Genomic DNA, 25119 nt, shown 5'->3' with positions numbered 1-25119 from the left:
TTTTATTTGTTTACAGGTTCAAACTTCAAATAATCAATCATCATCCTTTTTCCTGAAGAAGAAACACTATCCCATTTGATTTTCAGTTCCTGCTCACCCTCATTCAGGTTAACAATTCCAAGATTTTCTATCTGGGGAGTTTGATCTTTGGCAGACCTGAAACTCACGGCATCATTTAAAAGCCGGTCATTCAGATAAAAAGAAAAACGGCCACCGTCTTTGGTTTGCACCTTATTGACCGATACAGAATATTGTCCACTGTGGGGAAAGTTAAATCCGGTTTTCAGAACACTTTCATCTTTTTCCCTGCCAAACCAGATCAGCGCCTTATGCCCGCTTACCTTGCCGTAGAGCGTTTCTTTTACGAAAACATCATTAGAAGCCCAGCCTCCGGTGTTTTTCAGGATCTTCATTTCCTCTCCGTCCACGGCATTCTTGGCTTTGTAGACATCATAAGGAGTTTCATAACCATATAGCTGGTCAACCGGAGTCGGCCCAATCAGATCTTCTCCTTTACTGTCAAGATACCAGTAAGCGACCGTTGCATATTGAGTAGGCCACTTATTGGGGAAATATTTCTCCATGTAGGCTTCAAAAGACTCCTGAAAGGGAACATTGTCAATAATCTGCCACCGGTTTAAAGATTGATGTCCCATGTTATCCTCAGTATAGTTCTGAGAATGATAAGCGTGCTGGAACAAATTGGGCACACACCATGCATAACCAAAGTAATCTTCTGTACCCGTACCAAAGGTGGAAGGGAAATCTTCGCCATCCACAAAGAACTTTTCATCGCCTTCTCCCCACCAGTGCTGGCCTTCACCTCCATATTGCACACAATGGCCCCCTTTGGGGTTCCAGACAGACAGGAACATGCCAACAAAGCGCCCTTCACCGTGGGTTTTTAAAACAGTCCAGTCGGGCCAGCGCTCTTCCTCTACCGGCATAATATCGCGGTGCCATTTGGCATGAAAATGTCCATAATTGTTTTTTTTGAAAGGATTGTCCTCATGCTTTAACGAAATATCAAGTTCCACCGGAACACCCGAATGGTTCTGAAATTCAATAATGGCTAGAGATTCAAAAGGCATGTACCAGAACGAATACATACCCTCTTCTGTCATGCCCATGGGCAAGGTTTTATAGTGATTATAGCCGGGTGCCGATCCAAAGAAATCGCCCAGCGGAGACCAGATTGCCGGGTCATCATTATTGTCCCAGGTAACACTGAGAATAGTTTTTCTTAAAACCTCTTCCATCAAAGAATCGGGAATATTTTTCATTTCAACATTAAAGGCAGAAATGGCACGCTTGCCTTCAATAACCAAACTTTGTTTTTCCTCAGGCTGAAGCACAACGGTTTCTTCCCTCAACAGAGACGCGCTGCTTTCAGAAGGGCGTTCTCCAAGATCGTTTTCAAAATACTGATTCACTCTTTGAAGCGCTTCTTTGGCTTCATCTGAAAGATTCTTTTTAAACACTTCCACTTCCGTTTTGTCAGGAAATGTGATATAATTGAAATGATAGTACTGTCCCCATTCAGGTTCAGCCACAATTCTTATCGATTCCTGAAAAGTAATGGGCACATAGTTATTAAACCCTCTGGCATTGGTTTCATAAACGAGGTTAGAATACCCGAAGGCCGTTAACTTTGAAGTATTAAAATAATCCCTGAAAGGCATATCAATAAGAGGTTCTTTCTGTCCATCGATAAAAACCTTCACATGCCCTTTTCCCGGGTTGGCGGACCAAATTCTGACAATGGCCCCTGGACCATCCATTTCGGCCAATACCATATCATCCCCCTTTTTACGGATAAATTGAGGCGTCAGTCCGTCATCATTGGCGGACCAGTTATGGTAGGTTCCGGACAGATGGTTGTACTTACTTTTCCGGTCATGACTGGAGAACATACCACTCTCTTCACCTTTTTCAGGAAGTTGGGCAAGTCTTTGAAAGTCGACCATTCTGTGTACCACGTCAGAGTAGCTCAACTCCCTGTTGTTATTGGCACAGGAAGTTAAAGCAACTAAAACCGCAATGATCAGATACCTCTTCATTTTTAGTTTGATTTTAATCCTTCTGTTCGTTTTTCAAAAGTGATTTTAAACGATCGTATGTTTTCATTGCTGTATAAATTTTACTTCACTATTTCACCCTTATTCTTTTGAATTAATTTTCTGACAGGTGGAATCAGAATTTATTTCTATGCAAAAAACCGGAACAAACTATCATTAAACCAGTTAAATAATTGGCCCCTTTCAGGGACCCCCCTGGTACTGATGTTAATCCCCCGGGTTTCACCCGGGGTTATCCAATTTGGACCCTTTCAGGGCCCTTGCGTATGTTAGCCTATATTTCCATTCATCAAACATGCCCCAAAATTGAATTGGGCTCGCAATCCACCGCCCTCCCCCTACTTTCTCATTTCACTTTTTTTTATAGCTTCCAGGCCTTCCTGAACCTCAGGTGCCGACATAAAAAGATCCCAAATCAACCCGGTGCGATGATTCTCAATCATCACGGTCATGGGAGCCTGATTGAGCCCCATGTATATATTGGCACACCAATCCTCTGTGAGGTTAAAGGCATCTCTGAAGCCATACTCACCCCAGAGAAAGTGACCACAATCACGGTAGAAAAACTTCAAAGCTTCCATAGACTCCTCGGGCAGGTAGGGGAATGAGGCAATCGCCCCGGTTGGGGCAATGGTTCCATCGTCCATTCTCAGAATCGGTTCTCGCGCTTTATAGCCCCACGGTCCGTCGCTGGCCGTAAGTCCCCAACATTGTGGTCCATACCCGTAATAATTACCCGGATTCTGACAGCAATACCGATAATTGATTTTTGCAATGGCCTGATTGTTTTTGAAATAATTGGTGTATTGATCCTCCATTTTGCGGGGATCTAACCCCATGAACGAGTAGTGTATAAAAAAGAGTGGTCCGCCATTGCTCACCCCCACATCAAGATTTACCCCGTAGTAGGTATTTCCATTTGAATAAGCGGAGCCATCGGGGGTTTTACCCCAATTGGAACGATAGGCCAGGGCAATGGAATCCTGTGAGGCCCATCCTGAATAATACATTGAGGGATCAATTCCGAATGAAGGAGAAGCAATACCCACAAAATAAGTAATCATGGTCTCGTTCCAGCCAATCAACTTATGATTGATATGCCAGGCATGATCGGGAGACCAGTGCCAATAAAGGAAGGGGCTATCCTCATATTGTTTATACCAGTTCCATTCCACCGCTTCCCATATGGCCGACATCCTTTTCCGAAGAGCTTTCTCCCTGGCATTATCTTTAGAAAGATATTGTCTGGCAACCAATAATCCCTGCATAAAGAAAGACGTCTCTACCAGGTCACCGCCATTGTCGTATTTTCCAAAGAAAGGCTCCACTTTGCCTGTAGGCCCATCCATAAAGTGAGATAGTGCCCCATGGAAGCGATCACCTTTTTCAATAAAAGTCGTGATCTTATCCAATCTGTCAATTAATTCTTCCCGGGAGATAAACCCACGCTCTGAACCAACCACCAATGCCATCAGTCCAAAACCGGAAGCGCCGGTGGCAATCATATCTTTACGCCCGGGGATATTCTCACGTGCCAGACCGCTGTTGGGCTCTGCCCCTTCCCAATAATACCTGAAAGCTGCTTCCTGCACCATATCCATAAGCTCTGAATCACTCATGGAATGAGTTTTGACTTCAACTGCCTCCGACAAATCCGTTTCCTGATAATCGGCATCCAGCAAACTGATTTTGTAGTAGTAAGTTTTATCAGGAACGCCTGTAAAATCGGCATATCGATTGGATGCCATTGGATTTTGAATACCCACAGGCAGGAATTTATCACCATCTTCCGACCGGTAAATTTTCACATACTTAACCTCATCCACATTGACAGGCTCCCATTTCAGATCAACATGACGGTCAAAGCCTTTGGCACTTGTAAGAACAGGAGCAGATAGATTGATATTGCCGGGTATTTCAGGCAGCAATTCCACCTGATCTAAAAAGAGTCTGTGATCCCTGCCATCAGTAGATGCCTGGCGAAACACGATTGAAACAATTTCCTTGCTATGGTCCCATTCCAAAGATTGTCCATCATTTTTTTCAAAATCTGTCAGGGGTATCTGCAAATGCAACCATTCACCCTGATGGAAATTGTCGAGATAATCTGCAAAAGGCAAAAACTCTGAAGAAGATCCATCCTTGAGTGTTATGGCCACTTCAGGCAATTCTGATTCAAGCGTTGGGCTCTCAACAAACACCCTCATGGATAATGCTTCTCCCTGCTGAATGTGATCTTGCCCACGGACTTTCGGAAAATTAAGCCGGGCGCTCCAATCACCTCCGGGAGCTGACTTGTATTTCAACTCCAGACTGTTTCCCGGAGTAAACACAGGCTGTTCCGCCACAGGCAGCTTTCCCGTAACATTCAGCACAAATGATTCTCCATCATAGGAAGATTCACTGTAAAACCAGCTTTTCTCCATCAGACTGTTGTCGAAAAATACCTGATAGTATGATGGTTCTTTTGCAAAAGCATTGAAGCAGCCTGCTGCAATGCCCAAAAGCATTATGAAAATCTTTTGTGTTTTCATTGATACACCAATTGCCTGTTAAAAAAATGCCTAAACGCAGAGACGCAATGACGCAAAGTTCTATTATCAGAGAGTTGATGCACACTTGCATTTTTGTGCAAATCGCTACGCTTTGAGTTCTTATAAAAACTTTAACGGAGTGTTGATAATTACAACATTTATTTTTCTATTTCAAACCCCAACTTATCAAGTCCTTCCTGAACATCCACATCCTGCATAAACAGATCCCAGATGAAGCCTGTACGATGATTCTCAATCATCACCGGAATGGGCCCCTGATCAATGGCCAGATAGCGTTTGGGATACCACTCATATTCTTCACTGAAGGCATCGTAAAAGCCATAGGGCCCCCAGATACTATCACCCAGGTTTTCATAAAAGTGACGAATGACCGGCATAACTTTCTCCGGGGCGTAAGGCATGGAAGACAAAGCTGCGGTGGGCGCAATTACACCCAGATCGAAAGAGGGACGGTGACCGGCATAACTTGTCTGCCCGGAATTCCCGGTGGCCGGTTTCTCATCGGTTTGGCCTCTCACAAAGGCAGCTGCCCCTGGAACGCTGTAACTGGAAGTCAGACCCCATGCATCTTCACCGTAACCTTTGTAGCTATTGGGGTTATTCACGCAGTGTTGACGATTGATTAAAGTATGAGCCACATTGTTGTCCCAATAATTGCCATATTGATCAGAAAGCCCCCGGGGATCAAGTCCCAGCCAGGAATAGTGCGCCCAAAACAAAGGTCCGCCCTTTTGTGGGTCAACATGGTGTTTTAATGTTAAGGTATGACCAAATGTGGTATTCTCAACGGCAATTTCTCCGTTCATGGCCCATCCCTGGTGATAAACTTCAGGACTGATGGGATGTGTAGGAGATGAAGCCGCCAGAACGTACATAATCATACACTCATTGTAACCGGTAACGCCAAAGTCCATTTTCCATTCGTGTTTGGGCGACCAGTGCCAGTAAAGAATGTTCTCTCCTCCTTTGGTGTACCAGGTCCACTTCACTTCGCGCCACAATTGGTCAATCCTTTCAGCCAATTGTTTTTCAGCCTCATTGCCATCTTTAAAATATTGTTTCACGGCGAGTAATCCTTGAACCAGAAAAGCAGTTTCTACCAGATCCCCACCATCATCGTACTTAGAGAAGGGTTTTACTTTTCCGGTTTCCCCGTTAAGCCAGTGTGGCCAGGCACCATGAAAACGATCGGCTGTTTCCAGAAAACCAACGATTTTTTCAAATCTTTGAAGCGCTTCCTCCCTGGCAATGAATCCTCGTTCAACACCAACCAGAATGGCCATCAGACCAAAACCACTGCCACCGGTGGTGACAATGTTTTTATCATCCTGAGGGTAATCACCGTCCAAATGCAGTCTTTCACGAGCCAGACCTGAGTTGGGCTCAGCACCTTCCCAGAAATACTGAAAGGTGCGATACTGAACCAGGGTGAGCAACGAATCGTCAGAAAGTTCGGTGGCATTTGTGGTTGATGAAGCACCCGACTTCTTTTGTCCTGCATTACAGGCGGATAAAAGAAAGGCAGCGAAAATAACTGCCAGTTTTAAAAAGCTTATAGAATTTGTTTTCATGGTACTAATAATTAAAACCTAATTTGGATAAACCTGCCTGAACCTCAGGACTGGACATGAGCAAGTCCCAGATCAGACCGGTTCGGTGATTTTCTATCATCACAATGATTGGCCCCTGGTCTATGGCCAGGTAAGAATCTGCCGTCCAACCTTCTGTAATATTTAAAGCGTCGTAAAACCCATACTCTCCCCAAAGCCGGTCTCCCAGCTGATAATAGAAAAAGCGGATGGCATCCATTGATTCTTCAGGAGTATATGGAATTGAGGATATAGCTGCGGTTGGGGTAATCACCCCCAAATCGTTGGTAGGCGAATGGGCTGAGTACCCTTCATGATTGTCACTGGCTGTGAGCCCCCAGCACTCATCGCTGTAGCTGACATAATTATTTGGGTTTTCAATGCAATGTGCCCGGTTGATGAGTGTATGATTCCGGTTTTGCTCCCAGTAATTAGCATATTGATCGGAGAGATTCCGTGGATCGATTCCCATAAAAGAATAATGCGTGAAGAACAACGGACCGCCATATTGATGTCCGAGGGGCAGATTGATATCGTAGTATTCATTTCCGTTGACCATGGCCCCGTTACGCGCCCATCCTTCATGGTAGACATCAGCAGGAATTGAATGAGTCGTGGATGAAGCCGCCATGATATAGGTAATCAAGGCCTCATTGTAGCCTTTAATTTGCATATCCATCTCCCAACCATGATTGGGCGACCAGTGCCAGTAAAGCACATTCTGTCCTCCACGGGTATACCAGTCCCACTCGATGCCATCCAGCAATGCATTAATTTTTTCTATTAATGTACTTTCTCCAGGAGTGGCTTCCTTTAAATACTGACGGGCAGCCATTATTCCGGCAGCCATAAAAGAGGTCTCCACCAAATCGCCACCATCATCGTAGGTACTGAAAGGTGTGACGTCCCCGTTAGCTCCATTTAACCAATGCGGCCAGACCCCATGGAAACGATCTGCCGTTCCCAAAAAGTCAACAATTTTGTTCAACCGGGTCACTCCTTCTTCGCGGGATATAAAACCTCGTTCGATGCCCACGATAATGGCCATCACGCCAAAACCGGAACCGCCAATGGTAACTGTTTCACCGGATGAATCTCGCTCGCGGGCCAGGCCACTTACCGGATGACCAAAATCCCAGAAATATTTAAAAGTTTGCTGTTGTATCTTAGTTAATAGTTCCTCATCAGAGATTTGAGGAAATTTGGGCGTAGAGTCCAGTTGGGTATAGAATTCCAGATTCAGGCCTTCGAAAGGCTTGTTTATGCGGTTTTCTATATCTGACGAGATCGTAAATTGAAACCTCTCGTAATCTTCTAATAATTGATTTACAGAAAGTGAAATTGTATTTTCGTTGACCTGAGTTAAAGAGTATCCAACTGAAGCACCACTATTACTAAGGGAGGAATAATCAGAAAGATCCTGGGCTGTAATAGAAGAATTAAAATAAAAATCGATACGTGGATTTCTATCAATGTCTTTTATTCTTTGGGCCGGGTTAATTTCCGTATCATCAATTTCAATGGTTTCCAGAACAAGCGGAGGGGTAAATGTGGTGAAATTGTAAACCTGCCCTTCGAAGGTTTCATTGCTTTCTCCTTCCAGAGAGCCTGAAATGGTAAGGGTATATGAACTGCTTTCAGCCAATGGAGGATGACTGAGCTTTAATAATTTATTCTGATCGAATGAAGAAAAGGTCAAATTAATCTCCTGATCGGAAGAATTAAGAAGTGTGATATTATCCTCAGCAGAATTGAGATTAACCGGGTTATTGAACCTGATTTCAATGGGTTCGTTGGTTGAAATGCCTGTGTTTTCTCCAGTAACAGAAAGTGATTGTTCTCCTATATAAACATAGGAAACCTGTAGCCGTTCCGGTTGTTCTTCAGCCCCGGGCTCATCATCTTTACATGCCTGAAAAAGCACAAAAACCAGTAATAATAAAAAAGGGAAGTATCGCATTGGATAATAATTTAGAACTCAAGTGTCGATTAGGGATAAAACAAACTCATCGTTGAATGGCATAGATGTCAGCAAGAACAGTTTGATAACAGATGGTAAATTATGCCCCACCGGTTTCCCGGTGGGGCATAGAAGGTTTTATCAGTTGTGCTTTTTTACATTCCGTCGTTCATTAGCGAAGCAACTTGTTCTGCAGTAAGAGCCTTATTAAAAAGATAGAGTTCATCCATATAACTAAGGTCATAAAGATGATTCCATCCTGTGAAATGCGGAGATCCTGACATGATGGACATGATATCGCATCCCGTCCAGTCAATAGGATTAGTATCTCCTTCCAGCGCTAATTCACCATTGATATAAACAGCAGTTTTCGATTCAGAGATGGTAAAAGCCAGATGTACCCATTCATCAACAGAAGGATCAATGGTACCACCATCGTTCCAGGCCTCTCCATCTCCTGTTCCCACATTAAGTTTAAACCGCATTTCAGTGGCATTTCCTTCCCTGAAAAAACGGAAACCAGAAGTACGAACATTCTGTGCATCCGGATTATCAGTATCCTCAGGACCAGCCACTAAAATTCCGGCATTGGTGGGATCAGGATTGCATTTATACCAAAATGCTGCACTGAACTCATTGGAGGTCAAACCATCAGTAGGATAAGTTAAATATGAATCTACAGCTCCGGCATAGGCATTGATCCCCTCAATACTTTCTCCTGCAAAGCCAGGGTTGCCAACCTCAGAAGCCATGGTTTCAGTTATTTTCTCTTCATAACTACCATCAAAAGGCATATAAAAAGTTTCACCCTCATATTGGGCTTCATAAGGCGGAACTTCACCTTCATCGGCCATCACTTCTTTCAATTCTTCCTGAGAAAGCGCTTTGTTAAATATTCTCAACTCATCATATAAGCTTTGATCGGCACCATGTCCCCAATAAGTAAAATTGGGGGCTCCCGAAGCAATGGAAATGCCTTCACAACCTGTCCAGTCAATTACTCCTCCATCGGTTGAATGAACAGGTTCTCCATTGAAGTAGATAATGGTGGCATTTTCTGAAACAGTAAAGGCCATATGTACCCATTTGTCCTCTGATGGATCTAACACATTACCATCGTTCCATATTTCGCTACTACCGGTACCAACGTTGAGTTTGAATCTCTGCTCGGTAGCATCCCCCTCACGGAAGAAACGTAATCCTTTAGTGCGGTCCTCTCCGCTTGGGCTTATTGAAAACAAACCTGCGTTACCCGGATCCGGATTCACTTTATACCAGAACGCTGCTGTAAATGAGCCCGTATTTAAAATGTCAACAGGGAACGACACATATGAATCTGCAGCACCTTCATACGCCTGAAGTGAAATACCTTCATCTACAAAGCCGGGAGAACCAACAACCGTTCCCATTTCCTGAGACATCAATTCCATAAAATCACCATTAAATGGCATGTAGAAGATTTCTCCGTCAAATTTGGCTTCGTAAGGAGGTACTTTCTCAAATGTTACAGAAACTGATGTAGATTTCCCCTCAAGGTCGTTGGCTGTAATAGTAAGAGTATGTTCACCATTACCCAGACCTTCATAGGATATTTCTTCCAAAAAGCGACGATAGTCCTTGAACTCATTAAAAGAAGCAATTTCTGAACCGTCAAGAGAAACAGTAACTGTACCAATCTCAATATCATCGGTAACCTCAAAGTCAATATTTATCGTCGTGGTTGGCTCTGTTACCTGAATTCTTGTACCCTCGCTGGGATAATTCAGAGTCACCTGAGGGGCCGATTCATCAGGCCCCGGATCCATTTTGGAAATTCCATCAATATAATCTTGCTCGCATGCACTAAACAACAAAAGTGTAAATGCAAAAACTATAATTTTACTAATTGCTTTCATGTCAATAAGTTTTTATTGAATTCCTTCTTCCAATTGCGGTAATTCAGAAACCTGATCAGCCGGGAATGGTAAATAGGCATCGTCCATTGTAAAGGTTCTTCCACCATAACTCAGCCCAGAAGTATTTTCGGTGCGCACCATGTCATAAAACCTAATCCCCCACTCAGTAGCCAACTCTGCAAGTTTTTCATCCAACACATTTTCGGTTGTCACGTTAGACAGGTCAGACAAACCAGCTCTTGAACGAACAAGATTAACCGCATCTGTTGCACTCAAAGATATGCCACTGGATGCCCCTCTTGTCAGGGCCTCTGCATACATTAAAAGCATCTCCGAATAACGAATGACAATTAAATTCTTATTACTTCCCGGGGCTGTTCTTCCAGGAATCAGTTCAGTAGAGGGCTGAATAAACTTTGCACTACCAAAATTCAAACGGGCATTGTTGTTAAAGATATCTCCTTCCCGGTTGGTATTACTTATCCATTCAGGGATAGCCCCGTATTCATTCTGAAGTTCGGAGATTCCATCGGGTGTAAATGCAACACTTGTTTCCAAACGAACTGTTTCGTCCCTGTCGAGCATGAAAGTGATGTATTTCAGAGAAGGCTCATAGAATCCCCAGCCAGCTCCTGCTCCGGTTACAACTGGGGTCCAACCTCCAATTCCATAAGGTGCAAACAAGAAGCCGAAACGGTCTCCTTCCCCCTGATTAAAGTCGGAATATTGAAACTCAAGGATATTTTCATTATTCAGCTTTCCGGCTTTCTTGAAAAGATGGTAATAGTCATCATAAAGCTCATACTCTCCAGAACTGATAATAGCAGAAGTGGCCTCTGCTACGCCCTGATAATCCTCCATCTCCTGATAAGCTAATGCCTGGAGTGCATAGGCAGTATATTGGGTCATACCCCCTTTTATATCCGTTCGTTTATTGGGATGCACACCAGGTAAATCCGGAATTACAGCGGACATTTCATCCACTATGTATTGCATCACGGTTTCCTTGTTGCTCAAAGGTGTACTCTGAATATTATCCAATTGATCAACCACAATAACGCCACCGAATGATCGGGCAAGATTTAAATATAAATAAGCCCTAATCACGCGACATTCAGCAAGATATTGATCTGCCAGGGCATCATCACCGGCTCCAGGACGGTATTTCTCAATCTCTTCCATAGCGGTGAAAGTGGTAATAATATCATTGTAATGGCCCTGCCATAAAGCATTCAGATTCCAATGACTTGGCAAGTACGTGTAGTTATCCTGTTCCTGCATGGGGACCTGGTCACCCGCTGCATTTACATCATCACCACGTACACCTAAAGTAATGGGCTCTTCCCAGCCACGGGTATACAATGCCTGATAAGCCCCCAGAAGAGGCAATATCATATTCTCTCCTTCAGAATAGTCCACATCACTGGTAAACGCCTCATCCTCGAATGGCTCATCCAGCTTATCTGTACAGCCAAAAAGCAAGGTCATTGCCAATCCAATTACAATTACTGGCGTACAGTATTTATATATTTTATTTATTTTCATCATTAATGAGTTTAGAATTTAACATTTAAACCAACAGTATAGACTGATGGAACCGGATAAAACTGACGATCAATACCGTTTGGAACTTCGGGATTAAATCCATTGTAGCTAAATACGGTCAGGGGCCTTTCGGCAGTGACAAAAATTCTGGCATTTGGCATTCCCTTACCAAATAACCTAGAACCATTAAGGTTATACCCTAATTGAACATTTTGAATTCGGAAGAACGATCCGTCTTCCACAAGAAAGTCACTGAAGTTTTGGTTCCAGCCCCGCCTCAACCCGGAGGCAGATGGATAACTATTGGAAGTGCCTTCACCATTCCAAAGGCCTGTGGCAAGGTCAGCATCAATATTTGTATCATTGGTCCAGATGATTTCTCCCCGCTTACGGTTCAAAATTTTATTTCCCATCTGGCCCATAACGTTCATACTGAAATCCAAATTCTTATATCTGAGCCCCAATGTTGCTCCATAAGTAATATCAGGAAAATAAGAACCAAGAAATACTTTGTCATCATCATTTATTACATCGTTTCCATCCTGATCTTTAAACTTCAAATCTCCAGGAACCAACCCATTCTCAACAGCAACAGGATCAGATTCAATTTCAGACTGGTTCTGATAAACACCAGCCACCTCGTATCCATAAAATGATAACAGAGGCTCTCCTACCTGAGATCTCTGGCGGAATTCGGCCGAACCACCGTTAATGTAAGACTGGCCAAAAAGGTCACGAACCTCATTTTTTAGAGTTGAGAAATTTACTCCGAGGGAATAGCTTAAGTCATTGGTAATTTTATCATCCCAATTAGCAACAACCTCTAAACCTGAATTCCTGATTACTCCAACATTTCTGGTAACACTTCCTGACTGGAGCTTCAGACTAACCGGAATAGCTGCATTTTTTGTGTCACGAATAAAATAATCTGATTCCAGACTTAATCTGTTATCTAAAAAGCGTGCTGTTATACCAAGATTGGTCTCTTCTACAGTTTCCCACTCCAGGTAACCAAACGTACTGGTAGTTATGGTACCATCCACCTGTGAATCATCAATTGCCAGGAAAACCGGATTGGTTGTATCAGCACCATCCTGTCGGTTGATTTTATCATTTCCTAAGCGGCCCCATCCGGCTCTGAACTTGAAGAAATCTACAAAATCAACACCACTAAAGAAAGATTCTTCCGATACAACCCAGCCTAAACCAAAAGCAGGGAATGTACCCCATGTCTCCTGGTACTTGGAGGTTCCTTCCCTTCGTAGTGTAACGTAGGCAAGATACCTGCTGTCATAGTTGTAAGATATTCGTCCAAAATAAGACAATCCATAAAGTCGTTCTGCCGAATCATCTACCTGCTTTGAGGATTCAGATTGAGATTGTCCGATGTACCATGAGTTTTCCTGCATAGGAATATCTTCGGCCGAGCCCCATAGCCTGTCATACCACTCATCCCGGTAGGATTGCCCCAACATCACTGTTAGGTTGTGGCTATTAAAACTATTTGAGTAAGTTAGTACGTTATCGATAAACTGATCATAGTTCATTACCCTGTCTGTGCTAATAGTGGAAAGGGGTCTGTTGGTTTCATTGGAAATGTAATATGGCAAACCCACATTCCTGTTCTTTAAAAACCTAAAAGCTATATTGTAATTCGTTTTGAAACGGAGTTTATTAGGAATAATGGAAACCTCACTATAAATACCTGTAAGCACTTTCTTAGCATCCTGACGATTGTTTCTGTAGTCAAGACTTAAAAATGGATTTTGTGACCCCCTATACCCGAGAAGTTGTGCACTTGCGTAATGGCTTGCATTTGGTATTTCATTAGCAAGAAGGGATTCGTAGTTTTCCAGGTCATATTTGGGCAAAATAGGTACCGCATGATATGCTTTGAACCAAGCCCCGTCGTCAGCCGTGTATCTTTGCCCGCTGCTCAAATTAAGATTAATACCTGCTTTTAACCAGCTATTAATTTCCTGATCAAGCTTTCCTCTGATATTCAAACGTTCGTAAGAGTTTTTAGACGTTTCCAGCAAACCTTGTTGTTCAAAATAACTAACACCCAAAGAGTAAGCTGTTTTTTCGCTACCCCCGGTTATGGTTAATGAATGGTTTTGCTGTCTGGCGGCTTTTTTCATAATCTCTGCATACCAATCAGTGTTAACAGATGGAATATTGGGATTAATTCGGCTTCTTCCAAAACGTTGCATTGCATTCTCCACAAATTGCATATCAGCTTCCGCCCCTGTTTGATCTATATAATTAACAAACTGCTCGGCATTTGCCATTTTTAAAACATTCTGCGGAACCTGAACGCCAACGTATCCTTCATAAACAACCTTTGCTTTTTCATTTTTGGAACCTTTTTTGGTGGTGATAAGCACAACACCATTGGCTGCCCTGACTCCGTAGATAGCTGATGCAGAAGCATCCTTTAGAACGGACAACGATTCAATATCAGACGGGTTCAGGAAATCAATATTATCAAAATACATTCCGTCAACCACGTATAAAGGCTGAGAGTTACTACTTCCCGGGTATGAACCAATACCTCTGATTCTTACAGTAGGCTCAGCTCCAGGCGCACCGGCACTAACAACCTGCATACCTGCAACCTTGCCCTGCAGAGCCTGCATGGTTTGACCGGCGGGGGTTTTAACCAGCTCTTCCGATTTTACTGTGGTAATGGAAGATGTCAGGTCTTTGGCTTTTATCTCACCATAACCAACCACCACAACTTCTTCCAAATCCACCATGGATGATGTCATATTAACATCAATCACATTTCGACCATCAACCGGAACGGTAACTGTTTCCATACCAACAAAGCTAAACACAAGCGTTGCATCTGATGGTACAGAAATATTATAATTACCATCCATATCGGTAATTGTACCCTGCGATGTTCCTTCTATAACGATGGAAGCACCAGGGATCCCCATATTTTCCGAATCTGTGACAGTTCCCCGGACGGTAATTTCTTCCTGACCGAAGAGAAAGACAGATATCATTAGGAAATAAACTAACAATAGAGTTTTTCTCATGACTTTATTTTTTTTGTTTCGTTGATGTAAAATTAGGGTGAGATATACCACCGAGTAAAGAAAAAGACCACACTAACAACTCTCATTGTTAAAAAATGTGATTTTAATTTTCACATTCACCTCATCGCACTATCCCCAGGACATCCTTAAATCCTGTTTTACTGATTTTTAAAAATGGCCATTTTTTAAAAATGCTATTTGTATTATTTTAATTTTCGTCAAAAAAGTGAGGCATTTTCTGGTATTATTGGTCCATTTCTGGTAATTTAAAACCTGAAACAAGGATTCCGAAAACATTTTTTTGCATAAAATGAACTAATTTCACCCTCCCTGAGAGAAAAATATCTCGCTTTCAAAATCCGAACATGACAAATTGAGATGAAAAGATTCCTTCTAATAGTTTCACTTTTTATTTATTTATCTGCACAAGCTGCTAATAGTCAGGGAAGAACCGTTAATGTATTAAACTTTAACAAAGAGCATTACAATGGGGCCAACAAAAACTGGTCGGTAGCTTTTGATCAAAACGGGTACACTTATTTTGGCAACAGCATAGGGCTAATTGAGTTTGATGGCGTTTCCTGGCATCTTAACCCATCGCCTAATGGATTCGCCATAAGGTCTATTGCCATTGATAAAAACAACCGGGTTTACACCGGCGGTTACCGGGAACTGGGATATTGGGAAAGAAACGACAAAGGAAATCTTGAGTACACTTCGCTAACCCATATGGTCGAAGATTTTTTCCCCAGGAATGAAGAGTTCTGGCACATATTCATTATAGATGAGAAAATTTACTTTCAATCTTTTACGAAAATTTACATCTACAATCAGGGCAGATTTAAAGTAGTAAACTCCAACGGGTTCATCACCCAGGCTAACAAAGTGGGTAACCAATTGCTAATTGCAAAAAAATTTCATGGAATTTATGCAATCACCAACAATGAACTCAACCCTTTTATTGAATCGGATTTCTTTGCAGATAAATCCATCAACTTTCTTGGAGAAATTGGAAAAGACTCCCTTTTATTTGGAACAGAAAACCATGGCATGTTTTTCTACAACCCCGAAAAACAATCATTTAAACCCTGGGCCAATGATCAGGACAGCTGGTTTATTCGCAATAATATTAACAACGGTACCATCACCCATGGCAAAAATGTGATTACCGGAACCATTCTGGGAGGTTTAAAGGTTTTCAATAAAAACGGTGAAATAAAGCATCACATTACAGTAAAATCAGGACTTCAAAGCAATACCGTTCATTCTTTATCCTGCGACAGTTTGGGAAATATCTGGGTAGTATCCGACAAAGGAATAGATTTTGTTTCTTTTGCAGGCACCCCTGAGTCCTATACCCATTTTCAAAATGATGAGCTTGGGGCAGTTTATTCCGTTGCTCTATACAAGGACATGGTTTATGCAGGCACAAACCAAGGGCTTTTTAGAAGAAAATGGGATGCCGACAATGAAACATTTTCTCTGATAACGGGAACTCAGCAACAAGTTTGGGATTGCGAAGTCATCGATGATAAAATTTTTGTAGGTCATAATTCAGGTACATTCCTGGTGGATGATCATAAAACCCAAAAGATATCTGATCACGCCGGCGGATACTCTATTACTACTATTCCGGGGCATCCAGAGTTTCTTTTGCAATGCACCTACAACAATCTTATTGTTTTTTCGAAAGAGGGCGGCCAGTGGAAACCCCGAAACACTATCAAAGGCTTCAACGACCTAATCAGATTTGTAGAATTTGATCACCGGAATCACCTGTGGGCCAGTCACCGGTATCAGGGGGTATATCGAATCAGACTCAACGAAACCCTGGACTCTGCTGAGCAGGTTACTTATTTCGGAAAGAATTCCAAAATATGGAGAAATGATGCAAGTTTAAGAACTTTTAAAATTGAGAACCGGATTGTTTTTACCAATGAAGAGAAACTGTACACCTATGATGACCTGAACAATGAAATTGTACCTTATCAATTTCTCAATGAACACCTGGGGGAATATTCCACCTCATTCAGAATTTCGGAGGGTCCCGATCATCACTATTGGTTTTTAAACGACAACGGTATAGCTTTATTCCGAATATTAGGGACCGACATTGAAAAGATAAAAGAGTTTCCAATGTCTTTGTTTAAAAACGACATCATTCCCAAAGAAGAAAACATCGTTCCAATAAAAAGCAACCAAGCCATACTTTGTCTGGAAAATGGCTACGCTCTGTTGGATGCAAGAGCTTCCACGAGCGGGAGCCGGATTATTCAGAAGAAACCACATCTTCGGGAAGTTTCCATTGAGAGTCAATCAGGAGATAAAGAGGCCTTATCTCCTTACACTTCCAACCTTAGTATTCCTTATGCCAAAAACAATCTGGTTTTAAGATATTCGTTTCCGCTTTTCTCCTGTGAAGACATCAAATACCAGTTTAAAGTTGAAGGACTCTCTGATGAGTGGTCAATCCCCGATGAATCACCCAAATTAACCATTAACCGACTACCTGCAGGCAATTATACAATACTGGCACGAACGATCAATAACTGGGATAATACCTCCCTAACTCACCAGTTACAAATAGAGGTGAACCCACCCTGGTATCAGTCACCCCTGGCGATTGTTTCTTACGCCCTGGTTTTTATGGGTTTATTTTTCATGGGTCGCCAAATTACCGTTAAACGGGTCAAACTTAAAGAGAAACATATTCAGGAAGAAAAAGAACGGGAATTGATTCAGCTAAGAAATGAAAAGTTAAAGAATGAATTGTCTTTCAAAAGCCATCAGCTGGCCAATTCGGCTATGGGCATCATCAAAAAGAATGAATTTCTGATTTCGCTAAAAGATAAACTCAAGAAACAAAAGCAGCAACTGGGAACCAGGTTTCCCGACAAATATTACAATGAATTGATTAAGAAAATTGACACCAACATATCGGGTGATGATGACTGGCGATTGTTTGAACACAACTTCAACCAGGCTCATGAAACATTCCTGCAAAACCTGAAAGGTGAATATCCCGAATTGACGCCAAGTGATCTTCGGCTTTGTGCGTTTTTAAGAATTAATCTTACCTCCAAGGAGATTGCACCATTATTGGGTATTTCTGTAAGAGGTGTGGAAAACCACCGGTACAGGGTTAGAAAGAAATTGAATTTATCGGCAGACACTGATTTAACTGAGTTTATTCTGGAATGGCAGAACGGGAGCAATCAGTAATGAAAGCCTAAGGTGCATCCCCTGCCACCTCATCACAACCCCTGCCGCGACAAAAGTTGCCCCTGCCGCCTGATCAGACGCTCCTGCCGGGTTTTCATACTCTCCTGCCGGGTTTTCACACTCTCCTGCCGGGTTTTCACACTCTCCTGTCGACTGATGACCTTCTCCTGTCGACTGATGACCTTCTCCTGTCGCCTTATCATCCTTTTCTGGTGGGTGAATTGAGCTCTCCTGCCGGGCAGGAAGGTGCAGTTGACCGGCAGGAAGGCGTAATTGACCGGCAGGAAGACGCGATTGACTGGCAGGAGCCAATCGGATAGGAAAAACAGATTAATTCCTCTGCTAATGCGAATTTCTTTGCAAGCAAAGCAGTGGAACCAGCTAATGCGGATTTGTAATCCGCATTTCCTTAACCCAGGATTTCTTTGCAAGCCGAGCGGCAATCCTGTTAAGCAAACCGGTAAAATTAAGCAGCAATCTTATTTGAAAAGAAAACAAAATTTCATTCAAAGGTGGATTGCAAATCCACTGTTAAAAGGTGCGGATTGCAAATCCACACCAGCGGCAGCTGTAAAAACACTAATTCCCAATCAGCACAAAGCCGGCCCAGTCGATGGGCAGGAAGCCTTTTTCAATGCAATCCAGTTTGGCCAGACGAAGGGCTTCAGCATATGTCACCTCTTTTTCCAAAAGATGCTTGTAAAAGGAGATCATCAGCGTTTTTGTTTTCTGGTCGTGTACTTTCCATAGGCTGCCAATAACGTTAGAAGCTCCGGCATAAATAAAACCTCTGGGAAGAGCCATTACACCCTCTCCTTCAAATACTTTTCCGGTTCCCGACTTACAGGCCGAAAGCACTACCAGATCTGCCTTTATTTCGAAATTGTAAAGTTCCTGAAGGCTGAGAAATCCATTATCCTCTTCGTTTTTGGAGAAAAACAACCCGCTGTTAAATTTATCGCGACTGATGCCATGAGTGGCAATATGAACAATGCCCGGATTGGAGAGATTTTTGGCCAGGTTTTCTTTAGTTGCTTTTTTAGCTGTATAAATATGGTTATTCAGGGATCTTTCATTAAAAAGTTGTCCGATTTCCTGAACCTCATCCGTAGAAAAAGGGATGGGTGCCAAAGAAACACCTCTTTCCGAATTTCTTGTAATGAAGCTGTAATCTTCAATCACATCCCGTGTAAGGCTTTGGGAGGAATAACTGTTTTCTTCAGTGAATCCGGGAGCCACTGCCAAAAAATTATTGGTTTGCGGCAATGAATTAACTTTTGAAACCTTTGAAGAATAGGAATAATTGATGGCATACTGGTTAATCAAAAACTGACCCTCTTCGTTTTTTAAAAGCTCAAAGGGAATGCCTTCAAGTCTTTCATCCGACAGTATGGTTAACCGCTCAACCCCTTCCAGCTCTTTCTCAACGGGCTTGATTAACAAATCGTAAAACCTTTGAAGTTCGGCATTGCTAACAGACTGACTCTTTATCCCCCGTTTAAGTTGCAGTATCTTTTCGTGGTAGTTTATCGTCTCAAGTCTTTTCCACCCTTTATGGCTTTCAGTGTAATAAGTGACATACAAATCGGTGAATGACATAAAATATTTAACAACAGCCTGGTCACCTTCAGCAATATCGGGTATAACATCATTATAGACCAGTTGCTTTAGCTCATCCGACTTTTTATTCCAAAGTTCTGCTTTGTATTTTAATAAAGCGAGGCGTTTACGAACATTCCCGGTTTTCAGGTAATCATTTCTTTGTTGGGCATTGGTCAACTCCAGGGTTAGATTACTAATTTTATCAAACGCATCACTTTTTCCCTTATTCTTCCTGAGCTCCATCAGGTAGTTGAGGTAGAAAGAGCTGGCTTCCGTTTTTAAAAGATAAACCCGGTCGACTACATCATCAAAACGGTCCTGGTAATCCCAAAGTAAATCGATGGCATTGCTGTTGCTTTTCTTAATTAGCTTGGTGGCGCGTAAAAGGGTTTCTTCATCAGCAGCTTTCAGAAACCACGACTTAATGAGTTGGTTCGTATATTGTGTTAACTCCAGGACCTTCTTCAACTCCACCGATGCAGGGTCGTTAATGATCGCCATCTTATTGAAGTACTGTAATCTTAAATAGCACAAAACAAGGTTGTAAGTACTGTTTTTGCCATTCATTAGGTCGGGTGGAATTAACTTAAGCGGTTCTTCTACGGAAGAATAATGCTCACTTTGAAGAGTTTTTATGGAGCGTTCCATAAAATCAATGGCCTTGAGATATTTTCTTTGTTTCACATAAACGGCCCCAAGGTATGCATACGGCAATTCCAGATCATAATTCAAATAGGAAGCAGACTCTCCTATCTCATCAATGGCATTCTTAAAGTGAACCTCCGATTCCTCCATTTGACCGTGGATATAGGCCTTCACCCCGTACAACATTTCAGCATATGCTTCAGTTAATTCAGGGTGGTTGTAAAATTGTTTTTGCCCCGTTAATCGATTAATGTAGGTATCGGCCAGCGAATCTTTCCCCAGCCAAAGTAATGATTCGGCAGCAATTCGATAGATGCTTGATGATGCATTACGCTCAGTTATTTGAGAGGCAGGATCGGTTAAAAGGAGGTGTGCTTCGTGACTGTATTGTTGAGCCTTAATATCCAGATCCTGAAACTCCCCGTCATCTTCTACCTGCGAAACCAGAAGATGAACAATGGCATTTAAACAACTATACTCAAGTGATTTGCCACCACCTTGTTGTGAACGCGAAACTTCCAGTGCTTTTTGTAACAAAATAAAACTGGTAAAACCATCACGCTCGCCCAGGGATGTTCCAATGACGAAACAGGTTTCAGCAATAAAATTTTCGAACTCCGGATGATTTAAGCAGGTATTCCATTTTCGCCAGGCTTCCAGAGGACGGTTCTCTTCTATTAGTTCTGCCCCCTCCTTCAGGTTCATAAAAAAAACAATAGCTCCCTTGTTTAAAGCAGAGTATTTTTCCATGGCGGATGGAGCATAATTTACATTGGTAAAAACACTGCGCTTCACAAAGTCAACAACCTCATCGCCTTTATTGGTATAATCTGTAGTGGCTTCAGACTGGAAAATGGAAAATACGCTGTAAACAACAGCAATTAAACATACAATGCAAAAAAGAAGAAAACCCGACTTTTTATTCATTAAAACCCCATCTTAAAGTGATCGAATACCTGAAATATTTGGACCTGTAAACATTGTTTTCGAACCTGTCCACTTAAAGGTTACAAAAATAGTAAGTTTCAACCAGAATAGATCGTTAGATTTTTCCCGAACCATCGGGATTAGATTTAAGTGACCAAAAGGCAGAGCTGAGCGGCAAATCCGCACCAGCGGTAGCGGAAGATAAACATCTGTTTTTCAAACGAAAAGATTCTTCAGTAAGCTCAGAATGACATCCAACTTCGCTAAGGCGGATTTCTTTGAAATTAAAGCGGCAGAGCCGAGCGGCAATCCGCCTTCCTTTAACCCAGGATTTGTAATCCTGAAGAACAAGGCTAACATCCACAATACGTATTCACTCATCCAATATTGATGGCTTGCAAACCTGGTGCTTAAATGGAACAGATTCATTGTAAACAAATTAGCAACCACACCTCTGGATAAACCAAGCCACAACCTACCAAAACTAATTACCTATCAGAATAAACCCTGCCCAGTCGAGAGGCAGCTCTCCTTTACGGATGGCTGCCAAACGCGCATCCCGAAGAGCATCGGCATAAGTTTTTCCATCAAGCAGCGCGTTGTAAAAGGTTACCATCAATTCTTTGGTCCTTTTATCGTGCACTTTCCACAAAGAGGCAATGACATTTGGGACGCCAGCCAGCATAAATCCGCGAGGTAATGCAAGTACCCCTTCACCTCTGACTTTATCACCGGTATTGGTTTTACATGCGCTCAACACAACCAGGTTGGCATTGGTTTTAAGGTCATAAATTTCGTTTAACCGCAGAAAGCTTTCAGCACCTTTTCCGGCTGAAAAGAACAAGCCCGAATTCCGGTAATCGCTGACATCAGAATATCCATGTGAGGCGATATGCAAAATATCGGTATTCCGGGCCATTTCAAAGAAACGTTGTTTGGTGGCATTTTTTAGTTCCACGCTGGCCACTTTATTTCCCTCCTGTTTAAACAACTTCTCAATTTCCAGCACCTCTCTTCTGGCCTGAGGAAGTGGCAGCAAATGCTCTCCGTCTCTCATTATATCAGGATTGTGAGCCATCAGGGAGTCGGCGGTGGCATCAATATTCTCAGAAATGATCATACCCTGATTACCTGAAAAATCTGGGGCCAGGGCAGATAACGATTTAGGATTCGGATCGGCATTGGATTGGCTCCTTTCCCACAACCCCAGTGAGTAATTGTAACTGGTTGAAAACTTTTCGCAAAGCCATTTTTCATCATTGCCATAAGGCAGACTTTCAAAAGAAATATCAGATAACTCTGCATCAGGAATAATCACCAGGTGGGATTTTTCTTTCAATCTGCTTTCAAAGGGGGCCAACAGCCTCTCAGACAAACGTGTTCCGTTCTTCTTTAACCGGACGAGATCTCCTGTTTTAAGTCCTCTGAGGGTGCCTCTAATAAGCGATTTAAAATTCTCGTCAAAAGTTGATGAAGAAACCAATACGCCCTGACTGTCCATCAGGAACGCCACTAACTTTTGATCTGATGACCTGTCAGCCTTTTGAAAAAACTCACTGTCGTCGCGGAAATCCACAATATGGTAAAGCAAAACAGCACTATTCTCAGGCATATCTGCAGTTAGCTTTTTGACATTTACCGCTGGTATCTCAAGAGTCTGCTTTTCTACCGTTTCATGATTAATATCCGGATTCAAGACAATCTCTACCAAATCAGACTTTAGAGCCATCAATGAATCATTAAATAACCTGGCATCTTTGGCAGGGAGATCTTCATCCAAAATTTCATTTTCAATACCTGCAATTTTTTTCCGCAAGGCCTTTTCTTTATCCGAAATATGCTTTTCCGACCGATCGGCCATCAAATATCTTAAGTAATTGGCTTGTGACCGGTCGGCAAATTCGATAGCTTTAACCAGATAATTCTCATCACCAGTTCTTCTGTACTTCTCCAGCGCAAAAAACAAAGCATAAGAAGCAACGGCTTTTGTTCTTACAGAATTCCTGATCCCTGAAGTCTCTTCCAATGCTTCATGATTCAGATCATCAATTAAATCAAAAGCTTTCCGACAGTGGTTCAATGCATATTCAATAATGGAAGAATCGTTGTTATGCCTGTAAAGTTGATTATACGCCTCCAGCTTAACCACAAGCGAGTTATAATATCTCACTGTTTTGTCCTTATTGGCCAGAGGAGGAACTTCATGAATCCCGAAAGTATCCTTCTTCAGATCATAGGTGAGTCGCTTTTGAGCAAGAAACAAAGCACTGTCCGGTTGTCCTGCATTGGCATACATCCGGCACATTTCACCATACATGGTAAATTCATGCGGAAAATGGCCATCCCAGCCTTTTTTCCCAATATCCCAGGCTTTGTGAAAGTAATCGGAAGCTTTATCATACTCTCCCCTATAGCGGTAAAGTCGTCCCAAATAAAGACTTGATAACAGATGCTCGAAGGATTGATGCCCAAATACCTCAAGAATTAATGTCTCTGCTTTTTTCAGATATTTCAGAGATTCATCATATTTTTCAAAACTCCGGTAAACATCTCCAATGGCGAAGTACAAACCATATCTTTTTGCTTTGGAAAGATGATTGTCCAGGGCATATTGCTCGGCACGGTTGCAATAACTCACAGCTTTTTCAAAGTCACTCTGGAAGCTGGAAAATTGCTGAGACAATTTCATCAAGCTGTAATAATATAAATAATCGGAGGTATGATTGCCGGATTCAAAGTACCGGACAGCCGCCTTGTAAAAATCAGCCTTTAAAAAAAGCTGAGTCAGATTCAGACGCTCTGCCTGCACATAATAAAAAACAGCCCGGGCATAATCATCATCTAAACCCTTTAGAGCACTGAGAGCTTTATTCAGATAAATCTCTTCATCCCCGGTGCGCATCATTTTATTGTAAAGTTTGGAAGACATAAATGCTACCAAAGCCTCCATTTCCGGGTATTCTCCGGAAGCCTCAAGCAATTTAACAGTTCTTCTCAGGTACGTTTCACATGTCTGATATTTGTTTACCAATGTAAGCAGCCTTGCGGTAAGAAAGAGATTTTCTGCATACTCGGCACTCTTCATCGTGTCGATGTGCGTAATCGCCAGCTTTCGCGTTTTTGCTAATTCCTTTATGGCCTCAGATGGCTTGCGAACTTCCCCAAGCAACTGCCCGCGAAAATTATTTATAAAAAGAAATTGGCCCCACTCTTTGGAGGCCAAAAATTCCTCTTCTGCCAATGAGGCAAAATGAAGTGCTGTATCCAGTTGTTCTGAAGCATGAAAATTAAGCGCTTTCTGCCAATTGATGTTACTCTCAGGAATAGAACGATAATGCCTGTAACGATCAGGATACTGGGCAAAAAGAGTGGTTGTTAAAGTCAGAACAAATACCAGTAAAGCAGAAAATTCTTCATGCTGAGTTTTCTTGAGATTTGGCCCTCAAAATTAGAAGAATTAATGATTTATTCTACCTGCTAACGGGAATTTCCCGATAACGCGGATTTGCCGGAATTATTTCCCCTACTGTTTTTCCTCCTCCGGAAGGGAAATATCGCCATTGTATCTGATCGAACTGCGATTCTGACTAATAACATTCAGCGAAGCATCTCCATTGTATGAAAAATCAAATGATATCTGGAAATAATCATCATCCTTCACTTTAAATGAAAAAGAGATTCGCTTCCTTTCCTTGTTCGCTGAATATTCCAATTCCTCCATTTTACCGGAGAATTCAATGCCTCCGCTACCGCCATAATCAACACTAAAAGCCCGGCCAAAAAATGGCAGATCGCCAACAGCTGTGGAATCTTTTTTTATTTTCAAAAATCCGTAATTGGTAGTCAAATCGATAGAAGCCCCACCCTGTGGAAAAGCCCTGTCGGCTTCAAAAATAAAATTCAAGTTCTCAATCAGCTGAACGGTCTCTTCAAATTTCTCCTGTCGCTTTTCCTCTCTGGTCTTTTTATCCTGGGCCAATACAGAAGTCACGGTCGCGAACAAAAAGACGAATGTCAGAAGAATTGTTTTTGAATGTTTCATATCTGTATTTAT

At 42.2% G+C, this 25119-nt stretch carries 12 protein-coding genes; 1 reads left to right on the top strand and 11 read right to left on the bottom strand.

Annotated elements, in window-relative coordinates; all coding sequences use genetic code 11:
- Positions 1-2: 2 nt before the first annotated feature.
- The 7 genes from DDZ16_RS14920 to DDZ16_RS14890 all read right to left on the bottom strand — a co-directional run bounded on the left by DDZ16_RS14920 (position 3) and on the right by DDZ16_RS14890 (position 14669).
- Positions 3-2060, bottom strand: a complete 2058-nt coding sequence (locus tag DDZ16_RS14920; RefSeq protein ID WP_109265288.1) for a glycoside hydrolase family 172 protein — start codon at positions 2058-2060, stop codon at positions 3-5.
- A 356-nt stretch (positions 2061-2416) separates the two neighbouring features.
- A complete protein-coding gene (locus DDZ16_RS14915) occupies positions 2417-4612 on the bottom strand; it encodes a glucoamylase family protein (protein WP_109265287.1) in 2196 nt (731 codons plus the stop codon).
- Positions 4613-4770: 158 nt separating this feature from the next.
- Positions 4771-6204: a glucoamylase family protein gene (locus DDZ16_RS14910; RefSeq protein WP_109265286.1), complete on the bottom strand. Its 1434-nt coding sequence runs from the start codon at positions 6202-6204 to the stop codon at positions 4771-4773.
- A gap of 4 nt (positions 6205-6208) precedes the next feature.
- Entirely contained in the window at positions 6209-8182 is a 1974-nt protein-coding gene (locus tag DDZ16_RS14905; protein ID WP_109265285.1) for a glucoamylase family protein, read from the bottom strand.
- A 155-nt stretch (positions 8183-8337) separates the two neighbouring features.
- A complete protein-coding gene (locus tag DDZ16_RS14900; protein WP_109265284.1) occupies positions 8338-10077 on the bottom strand; it encodes a LamG-like jellyroll fold domain-containing protein in 1740 nt (579 codons plus the stop codon).
- Between the two features lie 12 nt (positions 10078-10089).
- The gene (locus tag DDZ16_RS14895) at positions 10090-11622 is read right to left on the bottom strand and encodes a RagB/SusD family nutrient uptake outer membrane protein (protein WP_109265283.1); all 1533 of its coding nucleotides are present in this window, start codon (positions 11620-11622) and stop codon (positions 10090-10092) included.
- Positions 11623-11633: 11 nt separating this feature from the next.
- Positions 11634-14669, bottom strand: coding sequence for a SusC/RagA family TonB-linked outer membrane protein (locus DDZ16_RS14890; protein ID WP_109265282.1), 3036 nt, complete (start codon positions 14667-14669; stop codon positions 11634-11636).
- A gap of 378 nt (positions 14670-15047) precedes the next feature.
- On the opposite strand from DDZ16_RS14890, the gene DDZ16_RS14885 reads away from it, so the two are divergent.
- Complete coding sequence (locus DDZ16_RS14885) at positions 15048-17891, top strand: triple tyrosine motif-containing protein (protein WP_109265281.1); 2844 nt, start codon at positions 15048-15050, stop codon at positions 17889-17891.
- On the opposite strand, the gene DDZ16_RS20635 is transcribed toward DDZ16_RS14885, so the two are convergent.
- The 4 genes from DDZ16_RS20635 to DDZ16_RS14860 form a co-directional block, all read right to left on the bottom strand.
- On the bottom strand, positions 17847-18203 hold the full coding sequence (locus tag DDZ16_RS20635; RefSeq protein WP_146192244.1) for a hypothetical protein: 357 nt from the start codon (positions 18201-18203) through the stop codon (positions 17847-17849). The genes DDZ16_RS14885 and DDZ16_RS20635 overlap by 45 nt on opposite strands.
- Before the next feature lie 267 nt (positions 18204-18470).
- Positions 18471-21065: a CHAT domain-containing protein gene (locus DDZ16_RS14875; RefSeq protein WP_109265279.1), complete on the bottom strand. Its 2595-nt coding sequence runs from the start codon at positions 21063-21065 to the stop codon at positions 18471-18473.
- Positions 21066-21549: 484 nt separating this feature from the next.
- Positions 21550-24306: a CHAT domain-containing protein gene (locus DDZ16_RS14865; RefSeq protein WP_109265277.1), complete on the bottom strand. Its 2757-nt coding sequence runs from the start codon at positions 24304-24306 to the stop codon at positions 21550-21552.
- Between the two features lie 282 nt (positions 24307-24588).
- Complete coding sequence (locus DDZ16_RS14860) at positions 24589-25107, bottom strand: DUF4251 domain-containing protein (RefSeq protein ID WP_109265339.1); 519 nt, start codon at positions 25105-25107, stop codon at positions 24589-24591.
- Positions 25108-25119: the final 12 nt, after the last annotated feature.

Source organism: Marinilabilia rubra, assembly GCF_003121985.1.
Lineage (GTDB): Bacteria > Bacteroidota > Bacteroidia > Bacteroidales > Marinilabiliaceae > Marinilabilia > Marinilabilia rubra.
The sequence above is the reverse complement of the archived record's forward strand: the minus strand, read 5'-3'. Positions and strand labels throughout refer to the sequence as shown.

Excerpts from the sequence above, each read along its gene's own strand:
- DDZ16_RS14920 (WP_109265288.1), bottom strand. The coding sequence starts at position 2,060 with ATGAAGAGGTATCTGATCATTGCGGTTTTAGTTGCTTTAACTTCCTGT.
- DDZ16_RS14915 (WP_109265287.1), bottom strand. The coding sequence starts at position 4,612 with ATGAAAACACAAAAGATTTTCATAATGCTTTTGGGCATTGCAGCAGGC.
- DDZ16_RS14910 (WP_109265286.1), bottom strand. The coding sequence starts at position 6,204 with ATGAAAACAAATTCTATAAGCTTTTTAAAACTGGCAGTTATTTTCGCT.
- DDZ16_RS14905 (WP_109265285.1), bottom strand. The coding sequence starts at position 8,182 with ATGCGATACTTCCCTTTTTTATTATTACTGGTTTTTGTGCTTTTTCAG.
- DDZ16_RS14900 (WP_109265284.1), bottom strand. The coding sequence starts at position 10,077 with ATGAAAGCAATTAGTAAAATTATAGTTTTTGCATTTACACTTTTGTTG.
- DDZ16_RS14895 (WP_109265283.1), bottom strand. The coding sequence starts at position 11,622 with ATGAAAATAAATAAAATATATAAATACTGTACGCCAGTAATTGTAATT.
- DDZ16_RS14890 (WP_109265282.1), bottom strand. The coding sequence starts at position 14,669 with ATGAGAAAAACTCTATTGTTAGTTTATTTCCTAATGATATCTGTCTTT.
- DDZ16_RS14885 (WP_109265281.1), top strand. The coding sequence starts at position 15,048 with ATGAAAAGATTCCTTCTAATAGTTTCACTTTTTATTTATTTATCTGCA.
- DDZ16_RS14875 (WP_109265279.1), bottom strand. The coding sequence starts at position 21,065 with ATGAATAAAAAGTCGGGTTTTCTTCTTTTTTGCATTGTATGTTTAATT.
- DDZ16_RS14860 (WP_109265339.1), bottom strand. The coding sequence starts at position 25,107 with ATGAAACATTCAAAAACAATTCTTCTGACATTCGTCTTTTTGTTCGCG.